14 protein-coding genes and 1 riboswitch are annotated in these 18,939 nt (G+C 62.3%); of the genes, 6 read left to right on the top strand and 8 right to left on the bottom strand.

Annotated features, from left to right (window positions below; all coding sequences use genetic code 11):
* Window positions 1-57: 57 nt before the first annotated feature.
* From VGO04_RS00890 to VGO04_RS00880, 3 genes are all read right to left on the bottom strand, one after another.
* Window positions 58-2,427 (bottom strand): putative bifunctional diguanylate cyclase/phosphodiesterase, encoded by a 2,370-nt coding sequence (locus tag VGO04_RS00890; protein WP_327494073.1) that lies wholly within the window; start codon window positions 2,425-2,427, stop codon window positions 58-60.
* Window positions 2,424-3,464, bottom strand: coding sequence for a spermidine/putrescine ABC transporter substrate-binding protein (locus tag VGO04_RS00885; RefSeq protein WP_327494071.1), 1,041 nt, complete (start codon window positions 3,462-3,464; stop codon window positions 2,424-2,426). Before VGO04_RS00885 ends, VGO04_RS00890 begins: the two co-directional genes overlap by 4 nt.
* A 176-nt stretch (window positions 3,465-3,640) precedes the next feature.
* The gene (locus VGO04_RS00880; protein WP_327494070.1) at window positions 3,641-4,837 is read right to left on the bottom strand and encodes an MFS transporter; all 1,197 of its coding nucleotides are present in this window, start codon (window positions 4,835-4,837) and stop codon (window positions 3,641-3,643) included.
* 111 nt (window positions 4,838-4,948) lie between these two features.
* On the opposite strand from VGO04_RS00880, the gene VGO04_RS00875 reads away from it, so the two are divergent.
* The 3 genes from VGO04_RS00875 (at window position 4,949) to ubiA (ending at window position 7,782) form a co-directional block, all read left to right on the top strand.
* Window positions 4,949-5,764 carry a helix-turn-helix transcriptional regulator gene (locus VGO04_RS00875; protein ID WP_327494069.1) on the top strand — a complete coding sequence of 272 codons (816 nt, stop codon included), beginning with the start codon at window positions 4,949-4,951 and terminating at the stop codon, window positions 5,762-5,764.
* 177 nt (window positions 5,765-5,941) lie between these two features.
* Window positions 5,942-6,748 (top strand): MipA/OmpV family protein, encoded by an 807-nt coding sequence (locus VGO04_RS00870; RefSeq protein ID WP_327494068.1) that lies wholly within the window; start codon window positions 5,942-5,944, stop codon window positions 6,746-6,748.
* A gap of 74 nt (window positions 6,749-6,822) precedes the next feature.
* Window positions 6,823-7,782, top strand: a complete 960-nt coding sequence (ubiA, locus tag VGO04_RS00865) for a 4-hydroxybenzoate octaprenyltransferase (protein ID WP_327494067.1) — start codon at window positions 6,823-6,825, stop codon at window positions 7,780-7,782.
* 371 nt (window positions 7,783-8,153) lie between these two features.
* Here ubiA and VGO04_RS00860 read toward each other — a convergent pair whose 3' ends face one another.
* Window positions 8,154-8,720 carry a DUF6101 family protein gene (locus VGO04_RS00860; protein WP_065775983.1) on the bottom strand — a complete coding sequence of 189 codons (567 nt, stop codon included), beginning with the start codon at window positions 8,718-8,720 and terminating at the stop codon, window positions 8,154-8,156.
* Window positions 8,721-9,057: 337 nt separating this feature from the next.
* Here VGO04_RS00860 and VGO04_RS00855 point away from each other — a divergent pair, with 337 nt between their 5' ends.
* Window positions 9,058-11,532 (top strand): DUF1217 domain-containing protein, encoded by a 2,475-nt coding sequence (locus tag VGO04_RS00855; RefSeq protein WP_327494066.1) that lies wholly within the window; start codon window positions 9,058-9,060, stop codon window positions 11,530-11,532.
* 41 nt (window positions 11,533-11,573) lie between these two features.
* On the opposite strand, the gene VGO04_RS00850 is transcribed toward VGO04_RS00855, so the two are convergent.
* The 3 genes from VGO04_RS00850 to VGO04_RS00840 all read right to left on the bottom strand — a co-directional run bounded on the left by VGO04_RS00850 (window position 11,574) and on the right by VGO04_RS00840 (window position 14,686).
* Window positions 11,574-13,004 carry an FAD-binding oxidoreductase gene (locus VGO04_RS00850; protein ID WP_327494090.1) on the bottom strand — a complete coding sequence of 477 codons (1,431 nt, stop codon included), beginning with the start codon at window positions 13,002-13,004 and terminating at the stop codon, window positions 11,574-11,576.
* A 28-nt stretch (window positions 13,005-13,032) separates the two neighbouring features.
* Complete coding sequence (locus tag VGO04_RS00845; RefSeq protein WP_327494065.1) at window positions 13,033-14,007, bottom strand: L-threonylcarbamoyladenylate synthase; 975 nt, start codon at window positions 14,005-14,007, stop codon at window positions 13,033-13,035.
* Window positions 14,008-14,086: 79 nt separating this feature from the next.
* Window positions 14,087-14,686 (bottom strand): DUF6656 family protein, encoded by a 600-nt coding sequence (locus VGO04_RS00840; RefSeq protein WP_327494063.1) that lies wholly within the window; start codon window positions 14,684-14,686, stop codon window positions 14,087-14,089.
* Window positions 14,687-15,004: 318 nt separating this feature from the next.
* Window positions 15,005-15,208: riboswitch (cobalamin riboswitch) on the top strand.
* A gap of 104 nt (window positions 15,209-15,312) precedes the next feature.
* Here VGO04_RS00840 and VGO04_RS00835 point away from each other — a divergent pair.
* Both VGO04_RS00835 and VGO04_RS00830 read left to right on the top strand, forming a co-directional pair.
* Window positions 15,313-16,557, top strand: a complete 1,245-nt coding sequence (locus VGO04_RS00835; protein ID WP_327494062.1) for an aromatic ring-hydroxylating dioxygenase subunit alpha — start codon at window positions 15,313-15,315, stop codon at window positions 16,555-16,557.
* A 1-nt stretch (window position 16,558) separates the two neighbouring features.
* Window positions 16,559-17,653 carry a hybrid-cluster NAD(P)-dependent oxidoreductase gene (locus VGO04_RS00830; protein WP_327494061.1) on the top strand — a complete coding sequence of 365 codons (1,095 nt, stop codon included), beginning with the start codon at window positions 16,559-16,561 and terminating at the stop codon, window positions 17,651-17,653.
* 43 nt (window positions 17,654-17,696) lie between these two features.
* On the opposite strand, the gene VGO04_RS00825 is transcribed toward VGO04_RS00830, so the two are convergent.
* The gene (locus VGO04_RS00825; RefSeq protein ID WP_414650493.1) at window positions 17,697-18,824 is read right to left on the bottom strand and encodes a glycoside hydrolase family 25 protein; all 1,128 of its coding nucleotides are present in this window, start codon (window positions 18,822-18,824) and stop codon (window positions 17,697-17,699) included.
* Window positions 18,825-18,939: the final 115 nt, after the last annotated feature.

Below are 18,939 nucleotides of genomic sequence, written 5' to 3'. Positions count from 1 at the left end.
CAGCTAGGTCAAGGGGGAACCGACCTCAAGCGGGTGATTCTGCTCGATTGGCGTCGATCAGGCGATGGCTTGCCTGTTCGGGATGTCGCGATCACTCTCGTCGCTTGCATAGCGAGCGGTGCGCGTCAGGGCCCAGATGGCGAGATCGTCGATCGGCAGCGGCTTGCTGATGAGGTAGCCCTGGAACAGGTCGCAGCCGGCCGCTGTCAGCATCGAAAGCTTCTCCGGCGTGTCGATTCCCTCGCCGACGACCGCAACATCCTTGGCGTGGCAAAGCGCGATCAGGGCTTTCAGCACCGGCAGCGATTGCGACGCAGTCAGGTTCGACACCAGCGCCCGGTCGAGCTTGATGGTGTCGGCCGTGTACTCGATGATCTGCTGGACCGAGGTGTAGCCGGCGCCGAAATCGTCGATCGAGAGGCGGAAACCCCTTTGGCGCAACGCATCGATGTTACGGCGAAGCTGGTCGCTGAACTTGACGGCAAAGGTCTCGGTGAGTTCGATTTCGATCGAACGCGCTTCAATCCCGTGCCGCTCCAGGCAGTCTGAGAAATGCTCGGCAATCGCCTTGGAGTGCAGTTCGGCAGAGGAGATGTTGATCGCCAGCACCGTTTCCGGGCCGAAGAGCGCCTTGAGCTGCCCGCAGTCGGACATCGCCTTGTTGATCACCCACCAGTCGATCTTGGTGAAGAGCCCCGAGCTTTCTGCGATCGGCACGAATTCGTCAGGCGTCACGTTGCCAAGGACCGGCGAATACCAGCGCAGCAGCGCTTCGCAGCCGGTCACACGGCCTTCCGTGTTCACCATCGGCATGTAGACGAGGTGGAACTGTTCGTCGGGATCGAGAGAACGCAGCTCATCCTGGATCTGGCGCAGCCGCGTGCGTTTGTCGTGAAGGGCGCGCGAGAAGCGGGCGGAGCGGTTCTTGCCGCTGACCTTGGCCTGATACATCGCCGCGTCGGCATTGGAGATCAGCTCGGCAAGATTGGTCGCGTCGTCAGGGCAGATGGCGGCGCCGATGCTGGCCGTCACCGGATAGCGCTTGTCGGTGACCTCGAAACCGTCCTCGAAAAGCGAGAGGATGGCACCCGAAATTTCCCGAACCGTGCCGTCGCCGGGTCTTGAGCGCACCAGTACGGCGAATTCGTCGCCGGAGAGGCGCGCGAGAATGGCGGGTTTTTGTCCGCGCCGCTCGGTAATGACGTCGACATGTTCTGCGATGCGGGTCGCCAGCGTTTTCAGAAGTTCGTCGCCAATCTCGTGGCCGTGCTTGTCGTTGACGAATTTGAAGTTGTCGATGTCGATGAACATCAGGCTGCACTTTTCGCCGGCCGCGATCGCCTCGCGAACGGCCCCGGCGGCAAGCGCGTTGAAATGGCCGCGGTTGCTGATCCCGGTCAACGTATCGGTCCAGGAACTGCGTTGCACGAGCTTCAGGGATTGCACCGACTGGCGGTGCAGTTCACGGATGTTTTCCGTCAACCGCCCGATCTCGCCCTTCTCCTCCATGTTGCGGATCTCGTCGCGTGCGCCGACCATGACCGCCATCACATTGGCGTCGAGGGTCGCGATCGGATCGGTGATGAAGCGGCGGATCAGCATGATGATCAGCCAGATCGAAAACAGGCTGAGCGCGACCGCACCGAGCCCCAGCAGGAACCTTTGCCGGGCCATCAGCGCTTCGAAATGGTCGTCCGGAACGGTCAGCGTCGCATAGAGCGACGGCCCGAGATAGACGCTTGCCGAAAGGTCCTCGGTGACCGCGAGCGGCCAGGGCTGGAGGACGATGTCGGAGCCATACTCCTTCTTCAGCGCCTGCTGCATGTCGAGGAAGCGGTCCGGCTGGATTGCGACCTGCACGAGAAGCGCGCTTGATTTCTTGCTCGGCAGCGGGCGGGTGAAGGCGACCGGGTCGAGGAAGAAGGAATAGACGATGCGCGGTCTCTGACCGGCTTCGTAGAGATAGGTCCAGTCTGCGAGCTTGTCCTCGCGGATCAGCCGTCGGGCGAGGTTGAGCTGGGCCTCGTCGATCTGGGCGAAGGGATCCCAGCTGTTTTCGAAATAATACTCGGAGTTCAGATCGGCGTTCAGAAGCGAGAGCGACACATAGCCGGTCGGATCATCAAGCAACGACTTGACGCTCTCCTGCAGCCGGACGCCGAGCGCATTCGCCCGGTAGCTGGCATCCGTTTCCGAAACATACTGGCGCAGCGAATTGCCGTTGAGCAGCGCGTTCAGAAAGCCCTTGCTGCGGCCGATCTCGTTCTGGAAGACGGCCGCCGCATGTTCCAGGCGCTGCGACAGCTTGGCGTGTTCGAGCGCGCGGATGGAGCGACTTTGTGTGACGTGGACCGAGACCGCCGCCAGCAGATAGCCGGCAAGCACCACGGGAAAGATCAGGATGAGCGCGCGTTTGCCGAGGTTCACTGGAAATTCGCCAATGTGCTGATGATGCGCCGGCGCAGTTGCACCGACTCTGTGGACAGTTCCTGTTGGTACTGGCTCTTGGCCAGGATCTCGGGCGAAGGGTAGATTGCCGGGTCCGAGCGCATGGCTTCTGGGAGAAGCGCAAACGCCGCCTTGCTTGCCGTCGGCATGTTGAGCGCCTGCGCGTTCGCCGCCGCGCTGCCGGGTGAGCCGAGATAGTCGAGCAGCGCCAGTGCGCGGTCCTTGTTCGGGGATTTGGCGACGACCGACATGCAGTCGAGCCAGGAGAGCGTGCCTTCCTTGGGAACCACATAGCGCCAGACATCAGGAGTGCCGGCCTTTTCGTTCAGCACATGCTGGTCGCCGCTATAGCCGAGCGCCATGTAGATGTCCCGGCTGACGGCAGGGTTCTGGATCGAGCTGATGATGTACTCATAGGTGAGGACAGAGGGCGCCTGTTCCTTCATCATCGTGAAGGCGTCTTTCAGCGTGTTGCTGTCATTGGTGTTGATCGATTGGCCAAGCAGCATGAGCGGCGCGACGAAGGCCTCGTTGTGGTCGTCGTACATGGCCACATGCTTGGCGAGCGCCGGTGCCGGACGCATCAGGTCCTGCCAGGACGTCGGCGCTTCGGACACGACGTCCGATCGGTAAAGGATACCCATCGTGCCCCAGAGATAGGGCAGGCCGCTGCCAGCGCAGCGCTTGCGCCAGCTTTCGTCATAGTCCCTGAGCGATGCGACGTTGGTCTCGTCGAGCTTTTCGAGAACGCCCTTGCGGCCAAAGAGAGCGGCGCTGTTTTCGCCCGTGACCACGAGATCCACCCGACTGTTCGGATCGGCCAGCACCTCGTCGCGCGTATCGCCGCTGTCGTAATAGACCTGGTGCACCGCGACGCCTGTGATCGACGTCCAGCGGTCGAGGATCTTCTGGTCGATGTAGGATTCCCAGATCAGGAGATTGAGCGTCTCGGCCTTTGTCGCCGTCGCAAGAAGCAACGTCGCCAGAAAGGCGGAAATCGCCGTTCGCCCCTGCATAGTTTCACCCCTGCCAAGCCCCGATAGACGACCGTAGCGCGCAAAAATTGATGAATGATTACGTAGGGCTGCGACTGGCGTGGGGGTTCTGTTTGTCCTTCGTCGAGGCAACGAAAAACCGGGCGCCGCATGCGGCGCCCGGTCGACATTTGGTTCGAAAATTCTGCCGGAAACAACTATCTCGCCGGCAGCCTCGGCAACAGGATGGTGAGGATGCCGAGCAGCGGCAGATAGGAGCAGACGGTATAGACGAACTCGATGCCCTGCCGGTCGGCAAAGATGCCGAGGACGGCCGCGCCCATGCCGCCGAAACCGAAGGCGAAGCCGAAGAAGACGCCGGCGATCAGTCCGACGCGGCCCGGCACCAGCTCCTGGGCAAAGACCACGATCGCCGAAAAAGCCGACGAGAAGATCAGGCCGATGATGACGGAAAGCACGCAGGTCCAGAAGAGGTTCGCATAGGGCAGCATCAGCGCGAAGGGGATGACGCCGAGGATCGAGAACCAGATGACGAAGCGGGCGCCGTAGCGGTCGCCGATAGGCCCGCCAAGGAACGTTCCGGCTGCGGCCGCCCCCAGGAACAGGAACAGCATGAGCTGGGCCTGCTGCACCTCGACGCCGAATTTCTCAATGACGAAGAAGGTGAAATAGCTGGAGATGCTCGCCATGTAGACGTTCTTCGTGGCGGTCAAGAGCACGAGGACCCCAACGGCCCAGACGACCCGGCCCTTCGGCAGCGGGAGCGCGCGGCTCGGTGCCGGCCGGCTCATGGTCGTGCGACGATGGCGAACATACCAGGTGCTGACCCAGGAGAGCACGAAGAAGCCGATGATCGCGACGATCGAGAACCAGCTGAGGCTGCCCTGGCCGAAGGGGATGACGATGAAGGCGGCGAGCAGCGGTCCCATGGCACTGCCGGCATTGCCTCCCACCTGGAACAGCGATTGCGCCAGGCCATGGCGACCGCCCGAGGCGAGCCGCGCGATACGGGAGGATTCCGGATGGAAGATCGCCGAGCCGACGCCGATCAGGCTGGCTGCGGTCAGCAGCACCCAGAAGTCGTGCGCATTGGCAAGCAGGATCAGGCCGCTGCAGGTCGACAGCATTGCAAGCGGCAACGAGTAGGGAAGCGCCCATCGGTCTGTGATGATGCCGACGGCCGGCTGCAGCATCGATGCCGTCAGCTGGAAGGTGAAGGTCAACAGGCCGATCTGCACGAAATCGAGCGAATAGTTCGCCTTGAGCAGCGGATAGAGCGCTGTCAGCAGCGATTGCATGATGTCGTTCAGCATGTGGCAGAAGCTGACGGCGAGGATGACGGAGAAGGCCGTTTTTTCCGGGGTGATTCCCGTGGTCGAAGTCACTGATGACATGGAAGTTTCCCTGCCGTCTGAAAAGGTTGTGCGCGGCGTGGGCTATTCTCTACTTGGGTTGCGATTGGCCTGCTTTTGTGATGTGGTCGATTTCTTTCGTGAGTGGGCCAAATGCCGATCCGCCGATTTCCTCTGCCGCAACTGCCGGACGAAGACCATTTCCGCAATCTCGATTGGGTCGAGACGGGGAATGCGCCTGTGCTGGCGCTCGGGCGCGATTACAATGCGGGTCTGCTGGTGCCATTCCACAGCCATACCCGCACGCAGCTCTGGTGGGCACGCGGCGGCGTCGTGCTGATGCGCACCGAGCGCGGGCGGTGGATGGTGCCGCCTGGCCATGCCCTGCTCATTCCTGCCGGCATGGAGCACTCGGCCGAGATGATCAGCGACGTGCGGATGCACTCGATCTATTTTGCCCCGGATCTCCTGCGCGCCGAGCGCCCTTTGGTCATGGAAATCAACCCTTTGGCCGGCAGCCTCGTCGATGCCCTCGTCAGCATCGAAAACGAGACGATGACCGAGCGGCGCGAGCAACTGATCACGGACCTGCTGCTCGAGGAAATCGGCCGGCTGAAGGAGAGGCCGCTCGGCCTGCCGTTCCCCCGCGACGAGAAGCTCGCATCGCTTTGCCGCCAGTTCCTGCAGGCGCCGTCGGCAGCAGCGAGCATCGACCAATGGGCAGACCGGATGGGCCTCAGCCGGCGATCGTTCACGCGGCTTTTTCGCAACGAGACCGGGGTGAGCTTCGTCACCTGGCGGCAACAGGCCTGCATCTTTGCCTCGCTGCCCCATCTCGCCGATGGCGAGCCGATTACCAATGTCGCGCTTGATGCCGGATACGAGAACGTTGCGGCGTTTACGACGATGTTCCGCCGCATGCTTGGCAGCCCGCCGAGCGCCTATCTCAAGACCTACCTCGGACAGTGACCGCCTGACGGGGCAGGGGAGCGCGCATGGGAAACGAAGGCTGAATTGACCTGGTTAACGGAATCGTAGGAAGAGGGCACAATAACTCGCCCTCGTGTCGTTCCTGGCCACATCCCTCCCTCGGCCGGGCAGCACCGTCAACTTCGCCCCGGCGAATGATTCTTCCGGAGTTGTTTCTTGCGTATCCGTTCTCTCGCTCTCCTGTCTGGAACCCTCTTGTTGTCGGCGAATGCCGCCTTGGCCGGAGATGGCCAGTATTTCTGGTCCGGCGACTGGTATTTGAAGGTCGGGGCTACCGGCTTTTATGCCCCGAAGTATGAAGGCGCTTCCAAGCGCATGTTCCAGGCCGCGCCACTGATCTCGCTCGGCAAGAGCGGCAGCACCGTCCGCTTTTCCTCGCGCAACGACAACATGTCCTATGCCTTGGTCGATCAGGGCAGTCTGCGCGCCGGCCTCGTCGGCAAGCTGATCTTTGAACGCGATGCTGGCACGTCGCGTGACCTGAGCGGTCTCGACCCCGTCAAGTTCGGCGGCGAGCTCGGCGGCTTCGCGGAAGTCTATCCGACCGATTGGCTGCGGGTGCGCGCCGAAGTCCGCCAGGGTATTCGCAGTCACCACGGCGTCGTGGCCGACGTCGCAGCCGATGCCTTTACCGATGTCAGCAGCAATGTCCGCATCTCCGGCGGCCCGCGCCTGAGCGCTGCCACCAGCGGCTACTACAGCGCCTATTACGGCGTGAACGACCGCGAGGCTGCGGCATCGGGCCTCAGCACCTACAACCCGCATGGCGGCGTCGGCTCGGCCGGTGTCGGTGCGGCGATCACCTGGCAGGCGACGGAAAAGCTCGAAACGAGCGCCTACGCCGAATACAAGCGCCTGCTTGGCCCGGCCGCAGATTCCAGCCTCGTGCGCGAGCGCGGCAGCCGCAACCAGGTCCTGGTCGGTCTGTCGGCGACCTACCGGTTCGATTTCACCCTGCCGTGATTTCGGCCTTGGCCCGCAAGGTCTGCGGCGATCTCGCCGCTTGACCGGCCGGGCCGGCGGCGTCAAACAGGGACATGAACACAATCCCTGCCGATTCCGGGCGCGTTCACGACGCGCCGTCCAACAACTGGGTTTATCGGGTGCTGCCGCGCGCGCTCTGGCCCTATGCGCAGCTTGCGCGCTGGGATCGGCCGATCGGCTGGCAACTGTTGCTGTTGCCCTGCCTCTGGTCGGTGGCCCTGGCCGCAGGCGCGGCTGCAGGCACTGACCAGTTCTCGCTCGGCCGCTTCCTGTTTCATTGTTTCCTGTTTACCGCCGGCGCCATCGCCATGCGCGGTGCCGGCTGCACCTACAACGACATCGTTGATCACGACATCGACATGGAAGTTGCCCGAACGCGTTCGCGGCCGCTGCCGTCGGGACGGGTGTCACGCCTGCAGGCGAAGGTGTTCATGGTGCTGCAGGCGCTTGTCGGCCTTGTCGTGCTCTTGCAGTTCAACACCTTCTCGATCGTGCTCGGCATCCTGTCGCTGGCAATCGTCGCAATCTATCCTTTTGCCAAGCGGTTCACCGACTGGCCGCAGTTCTTCCTGGGACTGGCCTTTTCCTGGGGCGCATTGATGGGCTGGGCCGCAGAGTTCGGCGCGCTGTCGCTGGCCCCCGTTCTGCTTTACGGCGCGGCCGTTGCCTGGACGATCGGCTACGACACGATCTATGCCTATCAGGACAAAGAGGACGACGAACTGATCGGCGTGCGGTCGACGGCCAGGCGGTTCGGGGATAATCCGCGGCCATGGCTGATCGGTCTCTACGGTATCGCGACGCTGCTCATCTTCCTGTCGTTCGTCGCGGCCGGTGCCGGTGTCATTGCCTATGTCGGTCTCTTGATCGCCGCCGCGATGCTGACCTATCAGATCCTGGTCCTGAACATTCACGACGCGTCGCAGTGCCTGGCGCTGTTCAAGTTCAATGGGATCGTCGGGCTGATCGTCTTTGCCGGGCTGGTGCTGGCGCTCATCGTGCGCCTGATATGAAAAATCCTCCGTTGCGGCGGAGGATCGTCTTCATGCGTTTCTGACCCGCTCGATAGCGGGCGTATGGTCTCACGCCCAGCTGATTTCGCGTGCAGCTTTCCGCTTCTTTGCCTCGTGCCGCGCACGGAAGGTGGCCAGGAAGGCGGCAACGGCTTTGGCGATGTGCTTGCGCATCGGGTTTCTCCCTCTTTCGTGACAATGGCTATGGAGCCGATATGGCACGAAGAAGGCGGTCGGGCTGTTTCCACGGGAACAAGTCAGCAAATTCAAGGCAATGGTGCGCCGCCGCCCGTTTCTCCTGCCCCCGGTCAAACGACGACAGCCGACCGCAGGGAACGGCCGGCTGTCGCACTGGAGGCAAGCTTTTGGAATTAGCTTCGGGCGATGATCTCGCGCCCGTCGATCTTCATGTGAACGCCAAGCGTGCCGGTGGAACGGCGCACGAGGAAGCGCGGCCGACGCTCTGCAAAGAAGGAATGGCGACGCCGCGGCTTGACGGGTGCCGTGCGCACGTCGCCGAGGTGCTCCTCGAGCGGCCTTGCCACGCCGTCGGCTTCCACCATCAGCATCGGAATGCGGTATGCTTCTGCCCAGGCGCGCCAGTCGGCCGCGATGTCGGACAGGTCGTGTGCGACGAGCAGCGGGACACAGAGGTCCGGGTCGTCGTGATGAAGTTCCAGCGTCACTGTCACGTCTCCGTCGCCGTGATCGATCGCGCGAGCCGCGACCCCTTTGAATGCCCGCGCCGGCAGTGCGATCGAAAGCGGCAGGCCGCTCGATGGTAGCACCTTGCGCAGAACTGCGCCACGCTCGTCCAGGCTGATCGTGACATTACCCGTGTGATCGCGCAAAGCGTAGCTTGCCTGTTGCGGAAAGCGCTTCGGATCAAGACGGAGCGTGTTTTCGACCCATGCGGGTTGAGAGAGTGTGTTGCGCATTTCAATCGCCCTTGTTTTCCTTGAGAGCCGGTATCCGGTCTTCTCGTCGGGACTTTTTCGTCCTCTATGGGCAGGAGAATAGGCGGCCCCCTTTCCGAACGGCTTAAAAATCGCGGTTAAGAAAACTTTGCGTTTTTCGATGGTTAGCAAAAGCCGACCTGCCAGGGTTTCCGTTTCGTCAACGCGCGCGACAGCTTTGTTCCGAACCGGACACAGCTTGGGCAAACCGAGACGGCCGGCCAAAAGCCACGCACAAGCCAGTCCTGCAATCATAGCGCGTCAGAATTCTGTTTCGGGGATCGGTCGACCCTTCCCCACGTACTCCGGGGCGCCAGACATGGTATCGACCTATCTCGACTTCAGCCGCATCACGCGTGACATGAGGAGCAGCCTCAACCGGGTCGCTCAGCAGCCACAGATCGCGCGCGAGGCCGAGTATTATAAGGAGAACATCGGCAAGGTGAAAACTGTCGAGGAGTTTCTCGACGACTACCGACTCTACTCTTACGCGATGAAGGCGCATGGTCTTGAGGACATGACCTATGCCAAAGCCTTCATGCGCAAGGTTCTGGAAAGCGACCTGTCGGACGACAACAGCTTCGCCAATCGTCTCAACGATGAACGCTACCGCAATTTCGCGCAGGCTTTCAGCTTCAGTTCGTCAAAGCCGGTGGCCCAAACCAGTGCACAGCAGGATGCGCTGATCGGCCTCTACAACAATCGCATCAACAACCTCGACACGGTGATGCGTGGGGAAATGGCTTATTTTGGCGCGGCTATGGACCTCGTCACCAATGTCGACGAATTCCTAGGCAACGAAAAGCTGCGCTCGTTTGCCTTTCTGGTGTTCGATCTAAACCCGAAGACGTTCAATTATACGGAGGTTCGGGACGCGCTGACGAGCGAGCCGGCTGATCTTATCGCGAGCCGGCTGGCCGCCGTGTCGAGAATGGACGAAGCGTCGAAGTTACGGACGGATCTCGGATCTCGGATCACCGCTCTGCAGGAGATCGACACCCTCAACGCCCAGCTGGCGGCAGCACCTGCCGCCGACAAGCCGGCCATCCAGGCGAAAATTGACGCGCAGAACGCAATCGTGACCGACCTCGACGCCAGGCTGCCGCCACGCGACCAGGCACCGGCGCTGATGGCGTCGCTCAAACTGGAACTAGAGACGCTCGGTCCGCGCATCAGCAGGCTCGAAACCTACATCAAGATGGCAGAGACCTTCAATTTCAACACTGACGGCAGCGTGCCTTCTGGCCAGAAGGCGATCAGTGATGAAAAGAAGAAGATGCTCAACGATGCCTATGTGTTCAAGCGGCCCGGGACGACGCCGCTTGGCTCAGATCGCCTGACCGGCGCCGGAGCGCTTCTCAACAAAGAGTACTACGAACAGAAAATCGGCAGCATCACCACTGTCTCGGACCTGGTCAACGACACCCGGTTGTTCAACTATCTTGTGACGGCTTTCGGTCTGTCGCCGACGAAGACGGTTCGAGCGACCATCGAAAACATCCTCACCAGCGACATCAACGATCCGGCCAGCTACGTCAACACGCAGGGCGGCGAATACAACGCCGCCTTCAAAGCCTTGCACGCTGCCTTCAACTTCAAGACTGACGGCACGCTGCAGTCCGGTAAGACTGCTCAGGACGCCGAGCAGATGAAGAAGACGTCCGACGGCTACATGGTGCGCTACAACGACAAGGGCGACGCCGAGGACGAAGCCCAGGTGAAGAGCTTCAAGAGCCTGGTCAACTCGATGACCTCGGTTGACGAATTGCTCAAGAATAGTGCCATGACCAAGTTCACTCTGCGTGCCTTCGGGCTCGAAAACGAGGACATAAGCACGCGAACGCTGAAACGGATCCTGACCAGCGACCTCAACGATCCGAAGAGCTACGCCAACACGTTGCGCGACGAGCGCTACGTCAACCTCGTCAAGGCATTCAACTTCAAACCCGACGGAACACTTGGCGCGCCGAAGCTGGCGCAGGGCCAGGCCGATATCATGAACACCGCCAAGTCCTACGTCATCGCCATGTCGCGTTTCGGCACGGACGAAGAAAAGAAGGTCGCAAAGGAAAAGGCGCAGGCGGAAGCGAAGTACTACGCAGCCGAGATCGAAAAGACCGAGACGCTGGACGCTTTCCTGAAGAACGAGCGGCTGGTCAATTTCGTCCTTGTCGGTTCTGGCATCGATCCTAAGACGGTCAAGACGGACTATCTCAGGGATATGTTCACGTCGGACCTCAACGACCCCAAGAGCTTCATCAACACCGACCCGAACGGGTTGAAGTACCGCGAAATCGTCTCGTCATTCAATTTTGACAAGGACGGCAAGATCGTCCGGGGCGAAGCCGGCCAGATTCAGACGCGGCGCGGTCTCGTGACCACGGCTGACCTGTTCCTCAATCAGTCGCTCGAAGAGACCGAAGGCGCCGATAACGGCGGCATTCGTCTGGCGCTCTACTTCAAACGCAAGGCCAAGGAAATCAATACGGCCTACGACATCCTCGCCGATCGCGCGCTGTTTGAAGTGATCAAGACAGCCTACAGTATGCCCGAGGGGCTGCAGAACGCCAAGATCGACGCGCAGGCCGCCTATCTCGAGCGCGCCGTCAACATCAAGGATATGCAGGATCCCGAAAAGCTCGAAAAGCTCTTGCAGCGTTTCACGGCGCTCTATGATGTCGCAAACAACCAGGACGTCTCGGCGGGGCTTGCGATCCTAACGGGCGGGGGCGGTGGTGGTGTCAGTGCCGAAACGCTTCTGTCTCTCTCGCAATTGCGAGCGGGCGGGCGCTAAAGCGCCCCTCGATCCGCCACGCTGCGGGTGAAAACAAGCGGTTAGTCCGCGCGCAGCACTTTGTCCGGGTTCATGATGCCCGACGGGTCGAACGCGTGTTTGATCCGCTGCATCAGCGCGATCTCGATCGGCGCACGAACCTCGGCGAGTTCGTCGCGCTTCAATTGGCCGATCCCATGTTCGGCCGAGATCGAGCCGTTATACGTCAAGACGATGCCATGCACGATCGCGTTGATTTCGCGCCAGCGGTCAAGGAAGGCCTGTTTGTCGGCGCCGATCGGCTGCGAGATGTTGTAATGAATATTGCCGTCGCCCATGTGGCCGAAGGAGCAGATGCGCGCGCCGGGGATCGCCTTCATCACGGCGGCGTCCGCCTCTTTCATGAAAGCGGGGATGCTCGACACAGGCACGGAGACGTCGTGCTTGATCGAGCCGCCCTCGGGTTTCTGTGCCGGCGACATGCTCTCGCGCATGTGCCAGAGCGCCTTGCCCTGGGTTTCGTTGGCGGCGATCACCGCGTTTTCGACAAGGCCGTCGGCAAGGCCCCGTTCCATGAGGTCCTGCACCATCCGCCCGGCGCTCTCGGCGGAATCGGACGTGGAGATATCGATCAGCACATACCAGGGATGCACGGTGTCCATCGGGTCGCGAACGCCGGCGATGTGTCTGGTGGTAAACTCGACGCCCAGACGGGGCATCAGTTCGAAACCGGTGAGCGCCGGCCCGCACAGGCTGGACGCCTTTTCAAAGAGCGCGAGCGCATGCTCGACGCTGCCAACGCCGGCGAAGGCCACCTGGTGCCCGAGCGGCTTGGGGAACAGCTTGAGCACCGCGCCGGTGATGACCCCGAGCGTGCCCTCCGCGCCGATGAAGAGATCGCGAAGGTCGTAGCCGGTATTGTCCTTCTTCAGCCGCCGCAGTCCGTCCCAGATCTCGCCGGTCGGTAGCACCACTTCGAGGCCGAGGCAGAGCTGGCGCATGTTGCCGTAGGCAAGCACGGCGGTGCCGCCGGCATTGGTGGAGAGGTTGCCGCCGATCCGTGCGGAGCCTTCCGAGCCGAGAGACAGCGGGAATAGCCGGTCGTGATCGTCTGCCGCCTTCTGGATGTCCGCAAGAATGCAGCCGGCATCCGTGACGATGACATTGCCGACCGGATCGATATCGCGGATGCGGTTCAGCCGTTCGAGCGAAAGCACGATATCCGCCTTGCCTTCGCGCGGGATCTGTCCGGCCACGTGACCGGTGTTTCCGCCCTGTGGCACGATCGCCGTGCGAGTGGCGCTGGCGAGTTTCATGATCCGCGAGACCTCGTCGACCGAGCCGGGTCGAAGCACCAAGGGCGTGGTCCCGCGATAGAGCCCGCGGGATTCGACGAGATAGCGGGCCTTGTCGGCTTCTGCCGTCAGCGCGTTGGCGCTGCCGACGATCTCGACGAAGGAGGCGATGAGTTCGGGAGAGGGGAGCGTGGTCATGGACGCGGTCATGGGCCTGCCTTCCTGCTTATTCTCGCGGCGCGGCCGCTCGTTGCAGCCGATCGATGATCGCTTCTCCCAATCCGCCGGATGGGATCGGCCCGAAGGCGATGGTCCGAGCGCCGCTCGCATCCGCCCGCTTCATGTAGTCGAAGAGATTGGCCGCCGCTTCCCTAAGGTTGCCGCTCGGGCTGAGGTCGAGAACAATCGTCGCCTGCTCCTCGCCGGCGATCCGGTCTCCGCCGAAGCGGACCAGCGCTTCTTCCGGGCGCACATCGACGGCGTCAAGCCGGACGGCGGCGCCGGGAGCGTAATGAGAGGCAAGCATGCCCGGCGCTTCGATTGTCGCGCCCGCCGTCTCCGGCCGCTCGACCGGGCGATCGAGCAGGCGCTCGATCTCGGCCGCGTCCAGGCCGCCCGGGCGCAGCAGCCGGATGGCCTCGCCGTCGACCTTGATGATCGTCGATTCAAGCCCGATCTCGGCGGGGCCGGCGTCCAGGATCAGCTTCAGCTTGCCCCCGAGATCGGCATCGACATGAGCGGCGCTCGTTGGGCTGATCTTGCCCGAGGTGTTGGCGCTCGGGGCTGCCAGCGGCCGCCCGAAACGGGCAATCACCCGGCGCGAAAAGCCGTCAGGCATGCGCACGCCAAGTGTGTCGAGGCCGGCGGACGCCAGCGCGTGAACGGTGCTGTCGGCGCGTTGCGGCAGGATCAGCGTCAACGGGCCAGGCCAGAAGGCCTCCGCCAGCCGCCGGGAAACCGGGTCGAAACTGACATGGGCCTCGGCCATCGCCATGTCGCTGACATGCGAGATCAGCGGATTGAAGCGGGGGCGCCCCTTCATCTCGTAAATTCGGCTGATCGCATCCGGATTGGTCGCATCCGCCGCCAGCCCGTAGACGGTTTCCGTGGGGATCGCGACCGGTTCGCCTTCGGCAAGAACGGTGCAGGCGCGCTCGATCGCGCGCTCCGGTTCCTTCGCCGTGTCGATGATGTCAGCCATGCCGGTTCCTTTCCGTCGCTTCCTTAACGGACGCGACGGGAAAACAGAACGATTTTCTTTGCGGCGACGGGCTTCCGGGTCAAAGGCTGCGAATGATGCGGCGCAGCGCATCGTCGCGGGCGCCCAGCATCAAAACGTTCTTCAGCGCAACCTTGGGGTCGTCGGTGCGAAAGAGCAGCCCATTGTCGCGGACTGTGCGGTTGATGACCATCTGACCACCTTCGCTGTCCGGCTCGATGGCGACGGCAAAATACATCCGCGCATAGTCGCTCCGGATGCGGTCGAAGAAATGCGTTTCATTGCCGAGGTCGCAGAAGAAGTTGGCGAAATAGAAGGACCAGGTGATGTCCTTGGAGGGGGAAACGGGCGTTCGCGCCGCCGTCACGTGACAATAGCCAAGGTGCGGCCGGCCGACGAGTGTGCGGTGGAAGATCATTTTCGGAAACTGGATCGACGTGTGGAAACCGTTGATCCGCTTGTGCGTGGTGTCGCCGGCGGTCGTGAGCTTCTTGCCCGTCCTGTCCGCGACCTCCTCATAGCTCAAGTAGCGCCGTTCGCTCGGCATCCATTGCCGCCGGTTGATCCGGCCGGTGCGCAGAAATTCGGTGTGAACTGCCGCTTTCGGCATGATTGCTGGCGGCTTCTCGGCCGCCGCGTCGAAATATTTGAAGTTTGCCATGATCGTCAGCGCGCTTATCTGCCTGCCTGCCGGACCTCTCGTCCGCCGGCAAGGCTAGCGATTCATGGTTAAGGAAAGATTTCAGCCCGGCGTCGGCCGAAGACCGCCTCGCGCTGGCGGGCATGTCGCAAACGGGCGAAGTGCTTTCACATCCGCGCCCTGTCGGGCGCAAAAGTCGGCAAATGCCCATGTTATAAGCTATCTATATGTTTCCTATATGAAAAAATGACGAGGCGTCTTGTGAATGCCGCTTTCGGCCGTGTCGTCATTCTGGAATTGGATGTCGCTATCCGGCAGCTGCGGAGGGGGCTTCCACGCTTAGATATTCCTACTCAAGGTGCCGCCTTTCAAGGGAGGGGCGGAGAATTGGGAAGCCGGTCAAATCCCGGCGCTGCCCCCGCAACGGTGGTGGAGCGAAAGCCTCGGCAAAAGGCCACTGGACGGGTTCGTCCGGGAAGGCGCCGGGCAGGTCCGAAAGGACAGCTCCTGAGCCCGGAAACCAGCCTTGACAGACATAACCGTAACGGGTTGCGGCGGGCAGCCGGATCGGAGCCTCGAACGCATGGGCGTGCGCCTGTGCGGGTTCCTGTCCTGCCTCTCCGAAACATGGCGCATGAGGACAGGATATGGACACCAGGAACGATATGCTTCGCAAGCTGAAGGGCAAGCGAGACGGCTATAGCCTCGATCGGGCTTTCTACATCGATCCCGATTACTACCGGCAGGATCTGGAAAACATCTGGTACCGGGACTGGCTGTTCATCGGCCACGACTGCGAGATCCCGCGCGCGGGCAACTACTTCACCGTCCAGGTCGGCGACTATCCCGTTGTCATCACCCGTGATCGCCAGGGCACCATCCGGGCGCTGCACAATTCCTGCCGCCACCGCGGTTCGCGCGTCTGCACCCAACACAAGGGTTCGTCGGCAAAGCTTGTCTGTCCCTATCACCAGTGGACCTACGAGCTCGACGGCTCGCTGCTCTTTGCGCGTCAGATGGGCGAAGATTTCGACAAGGCAGCCCACAGCCTGAAGCCGATCCACTGCGAAACGGTCGGCGGCTACATCTTCATCAATCTGTCGGAAAAGCCGATGGATTTCACGGCATTCCGCGAACTGGCTCTGCCCTATCTCGCGCCGCATCGTCTCGGCGAGACCAAGGTCGCCTTCGAAAGCACGATCGTCGAAAAGGGCAACTGGAAGCTCGTCTGGGAAAACAACCGGGAATGCTACCACTGCGCCGCCAACCACCCGGAACTCTGCCGCACCTATCCGGAGGCACCGACGGCGACCGGCGTGCAGGGCGCCAAGGACGATCCTGTCATCGCCGCCCATTGGGCGAAATGCGAGGCCGAGGGCCTGCCGAGCGAATTCAAGATGTCGCCGACTGGCCAGTTCCGCGCCGCCCGCATGCCGCTCGTCGACGACGCCGAAAGCTACACGATGTCGGGGGCGCGTGCCGTCCGGCGGGCTCTGTCGGCCGATGTTCACCAGAAGCAGATCGGCACGCTTTTGATGTTCCATTACCCGACCACCTGGAACCACGTGCTGGCCGATCACGCCATCACCTTCCGCGTGCTGCCGCTCGGCCCGGAGCTGACGCAGGTGACGACGAAGTGGCTGGTCAACAAGGACGCGGTCGAAGGCGTCGATTACAACCTTGAAGACCTGACGCATGTCTGGACCGAGACCAACGACCAGGATCGCCAGATCGTCGAGGAAAACGCTTTCGGCATCCGCTCGCCAGCCTATCAGCCCGGCCCCTATTCGCCGGACCATGAAGGCGGCGTGATGCAGTTTGTCGAGTGGTACTGCAAATTCATGGAGCAACGCCTGCAGGGCGATGCGGCTCCGCTTTCAAGGGTCGCCTGACATGCAGATGGCATCCTCCTTCCACCACTTCGATGCGCTGCATGTCTGGATCGACCGGCAGCAGCTGCTCGAATGCACATCGGCTGTCGTCGAGACCGCCGATGTCATGACCTTCACCTTCCGCGCGGAAAAGCCGGCCTGGTTCCGCTATCTGCCAGGCCAGTTCGTCACGCTCGAACTGCCGGTGGCCGACGAACCGGTCATGCGCACCTACACGCTGTCATCGACGCCGTCGCGACCGCTCTCGATCGCCGTGACGGTGAAGGCGCAGGCCGACAGCATCGGCACGCGCTGGATGTTCGATCACCTGAAGCCGGGGATGACGCTCCGCGCCTTCGGCCCGCTCGGCGATTTCAGCTTCGTCCGCCACCCCGGCGACAGGTATCTGTTCATCTCCGCCGGCTCCGGCATCACCCCGATGATGTCGATGACGCGCTGGATGGCGGACTGCGTGCCGGAAACCGATGTCACCTTCATCTCCTGCGCCCGCCGGCCGGAGGATCTGTTGTTCCGTTCAGAGCTGGAGGTGCTCGCCACGCAGATGTCCGGGCTGAACCTCGGCTTTATCGTCGAGGGACACGAGGCTCGCCACGGCTGGCATGGCCTGCGTGGCCGCATCGACGGCGCCAAGCTGCCGCTGCTTGCGCCGGATTTCATGGAGCGCACGGTCTTCTGCTGCGGCCCGGAACCGTTCATGCGCGGCGTGCGCGAAATGTTGAAGTCCGCAGGCTTCGACATGAGCCGTTATCACGAGGAAAGCTTCCAACCGGCAGCGGCGCCGGCTGCGGAAGAGATCGCCGTGCGTGCCGGTACAGCGGGCGACGCGGAAGCATCGAGCGCCAAGATAGCCTTCACCATGAGCGGCAAGGAGATTGAGGCCAAGCCCGGCCAGACGATCCTGCAGGCGGCTCGCGCCAACGGCGTGCGCATCGGTGCCGCCTGCGAAGGCGGCATCTGCGGGACATGCCGCGTCATGAAGGTCGCCGGAGACGTCGAGATGAACCACAATGGCGGCATTCTCGACGACGAGATCGACGAGGGCTACATCCTTGCCTGCTGCTCGCGACCGCTCGGGGACGTGCAGATCGAGGCCTGAGCGCGTTCAAAGGGTAGAGCGGCATCGGGCGCTCCGAAGCGGTCTATTGGGTATCGCCGCACATGGGCAGCTTGACTGCGACAAGCCTCAGGCTATCGGTGCCGGCGATCGCTTCGGTGCATTCGGGATGCGTCACGTCATCGGCGGCGGTTGCGACGTGCAAGGCGCGCTCCGGGCGCGCAAGATCGATCGACCCGGTCACCATCATGTCGACGCCGCTGCCGGCAGCACCCGTCGCTTCGGCGCGGCTGACGAGCAGCGGTGCCGGTTCGAAAGTGACACTTGCACGGGCAGACGCGGGCGCACCTGCGCCTTGTTCGGCCTCCGCAATGAGGATCAGCGGCAGCGGCTTTTCGGGGAGCAGGGCGCCCTGTGCCCAGTTCGCCTTCAAGGCGAGCGGGGACATGGCCGCGACATTGACGTCGATGTCGTCGAGCGTGCCCGGCACGCGGTAGGGGCAGCGTCGCTTGCCGCAGTTGATGCCTGACGAAAACTGCCAGAGCGCGTAGCTGTCCCAGTTGCCCATCGGGAAGACCTGGCGGATGTCCGGCTTGTAGCGCGCATACCAGAGCGGCAACCGTGACAGCAGCCGGTGCTTGGCGCGGTGGGTGGCGATGTATTTGGCGGTGACGTGATTGGTATAGAGGATCGGGTAGCGCCCGGTCCGGGTCTTGATATGGCCGGCGAAGATGGCCGCGTCCTCAAGCGACATGTATTTCTGCGGATCGAGGCCCTCGATGTCGAGCACCATCACCTCGTCGTCACGCGGCTCGGCGTAGTCGAGAAAATGGTTTGCCTGGTCCACGGGGTTGCCGGGGCGGGCAAGGTGATAGGCACCCCACAGCAGCCCGTGAGAACGGGCGATCATCCGGCGCGTCTGGTAGAGCTCGCGGCTGACGGCGTATTTGCGCCACATGGTCTTGCAGTGGTTGAAGGTGTCGCCGTTGTGGTCGCCGGTGCAGGAGAAGCTCTCGGGCAGGCCGTCGGACGCCTTGGCAATGAAACCGGAAATCCGCTTGTCCCCAAGCATCGTTTCCCAGTCGATGCTGTTCATCTCATAGGCATCGACGATGATGGCGTTGGACTTGGTCTTCCAGGGCTCCAGCTCACCGGCGCGCGCGGTCGCCGCCGCGAAAGCCAGACCCAGGAGGGTCGCGAGGCGCAGAAACATCCCTGTCGTGGAGATACACCGCTTTGCCATTCTCTGAGATTGCCGACTGTATCGTTAATGTATCGTAAATCCCAGCCCTTGCCCGGGACTGTAGCGGGGCAAACGCGAATGTATA

The sequence above is a fragment of the Ensifer sp. genome, assembly GCF_035999185.1.
Taxonomy (GTDB): Bacteria; Pseudomonadota; Alphaproteobacteria; order Rhizobiales; family Rhizobiaceae; genus Ensifer.
Note: the sequence above shows the minus strand (reverse complement) of the source record. Positions and strands in the feature narration are given on the sequence as shown.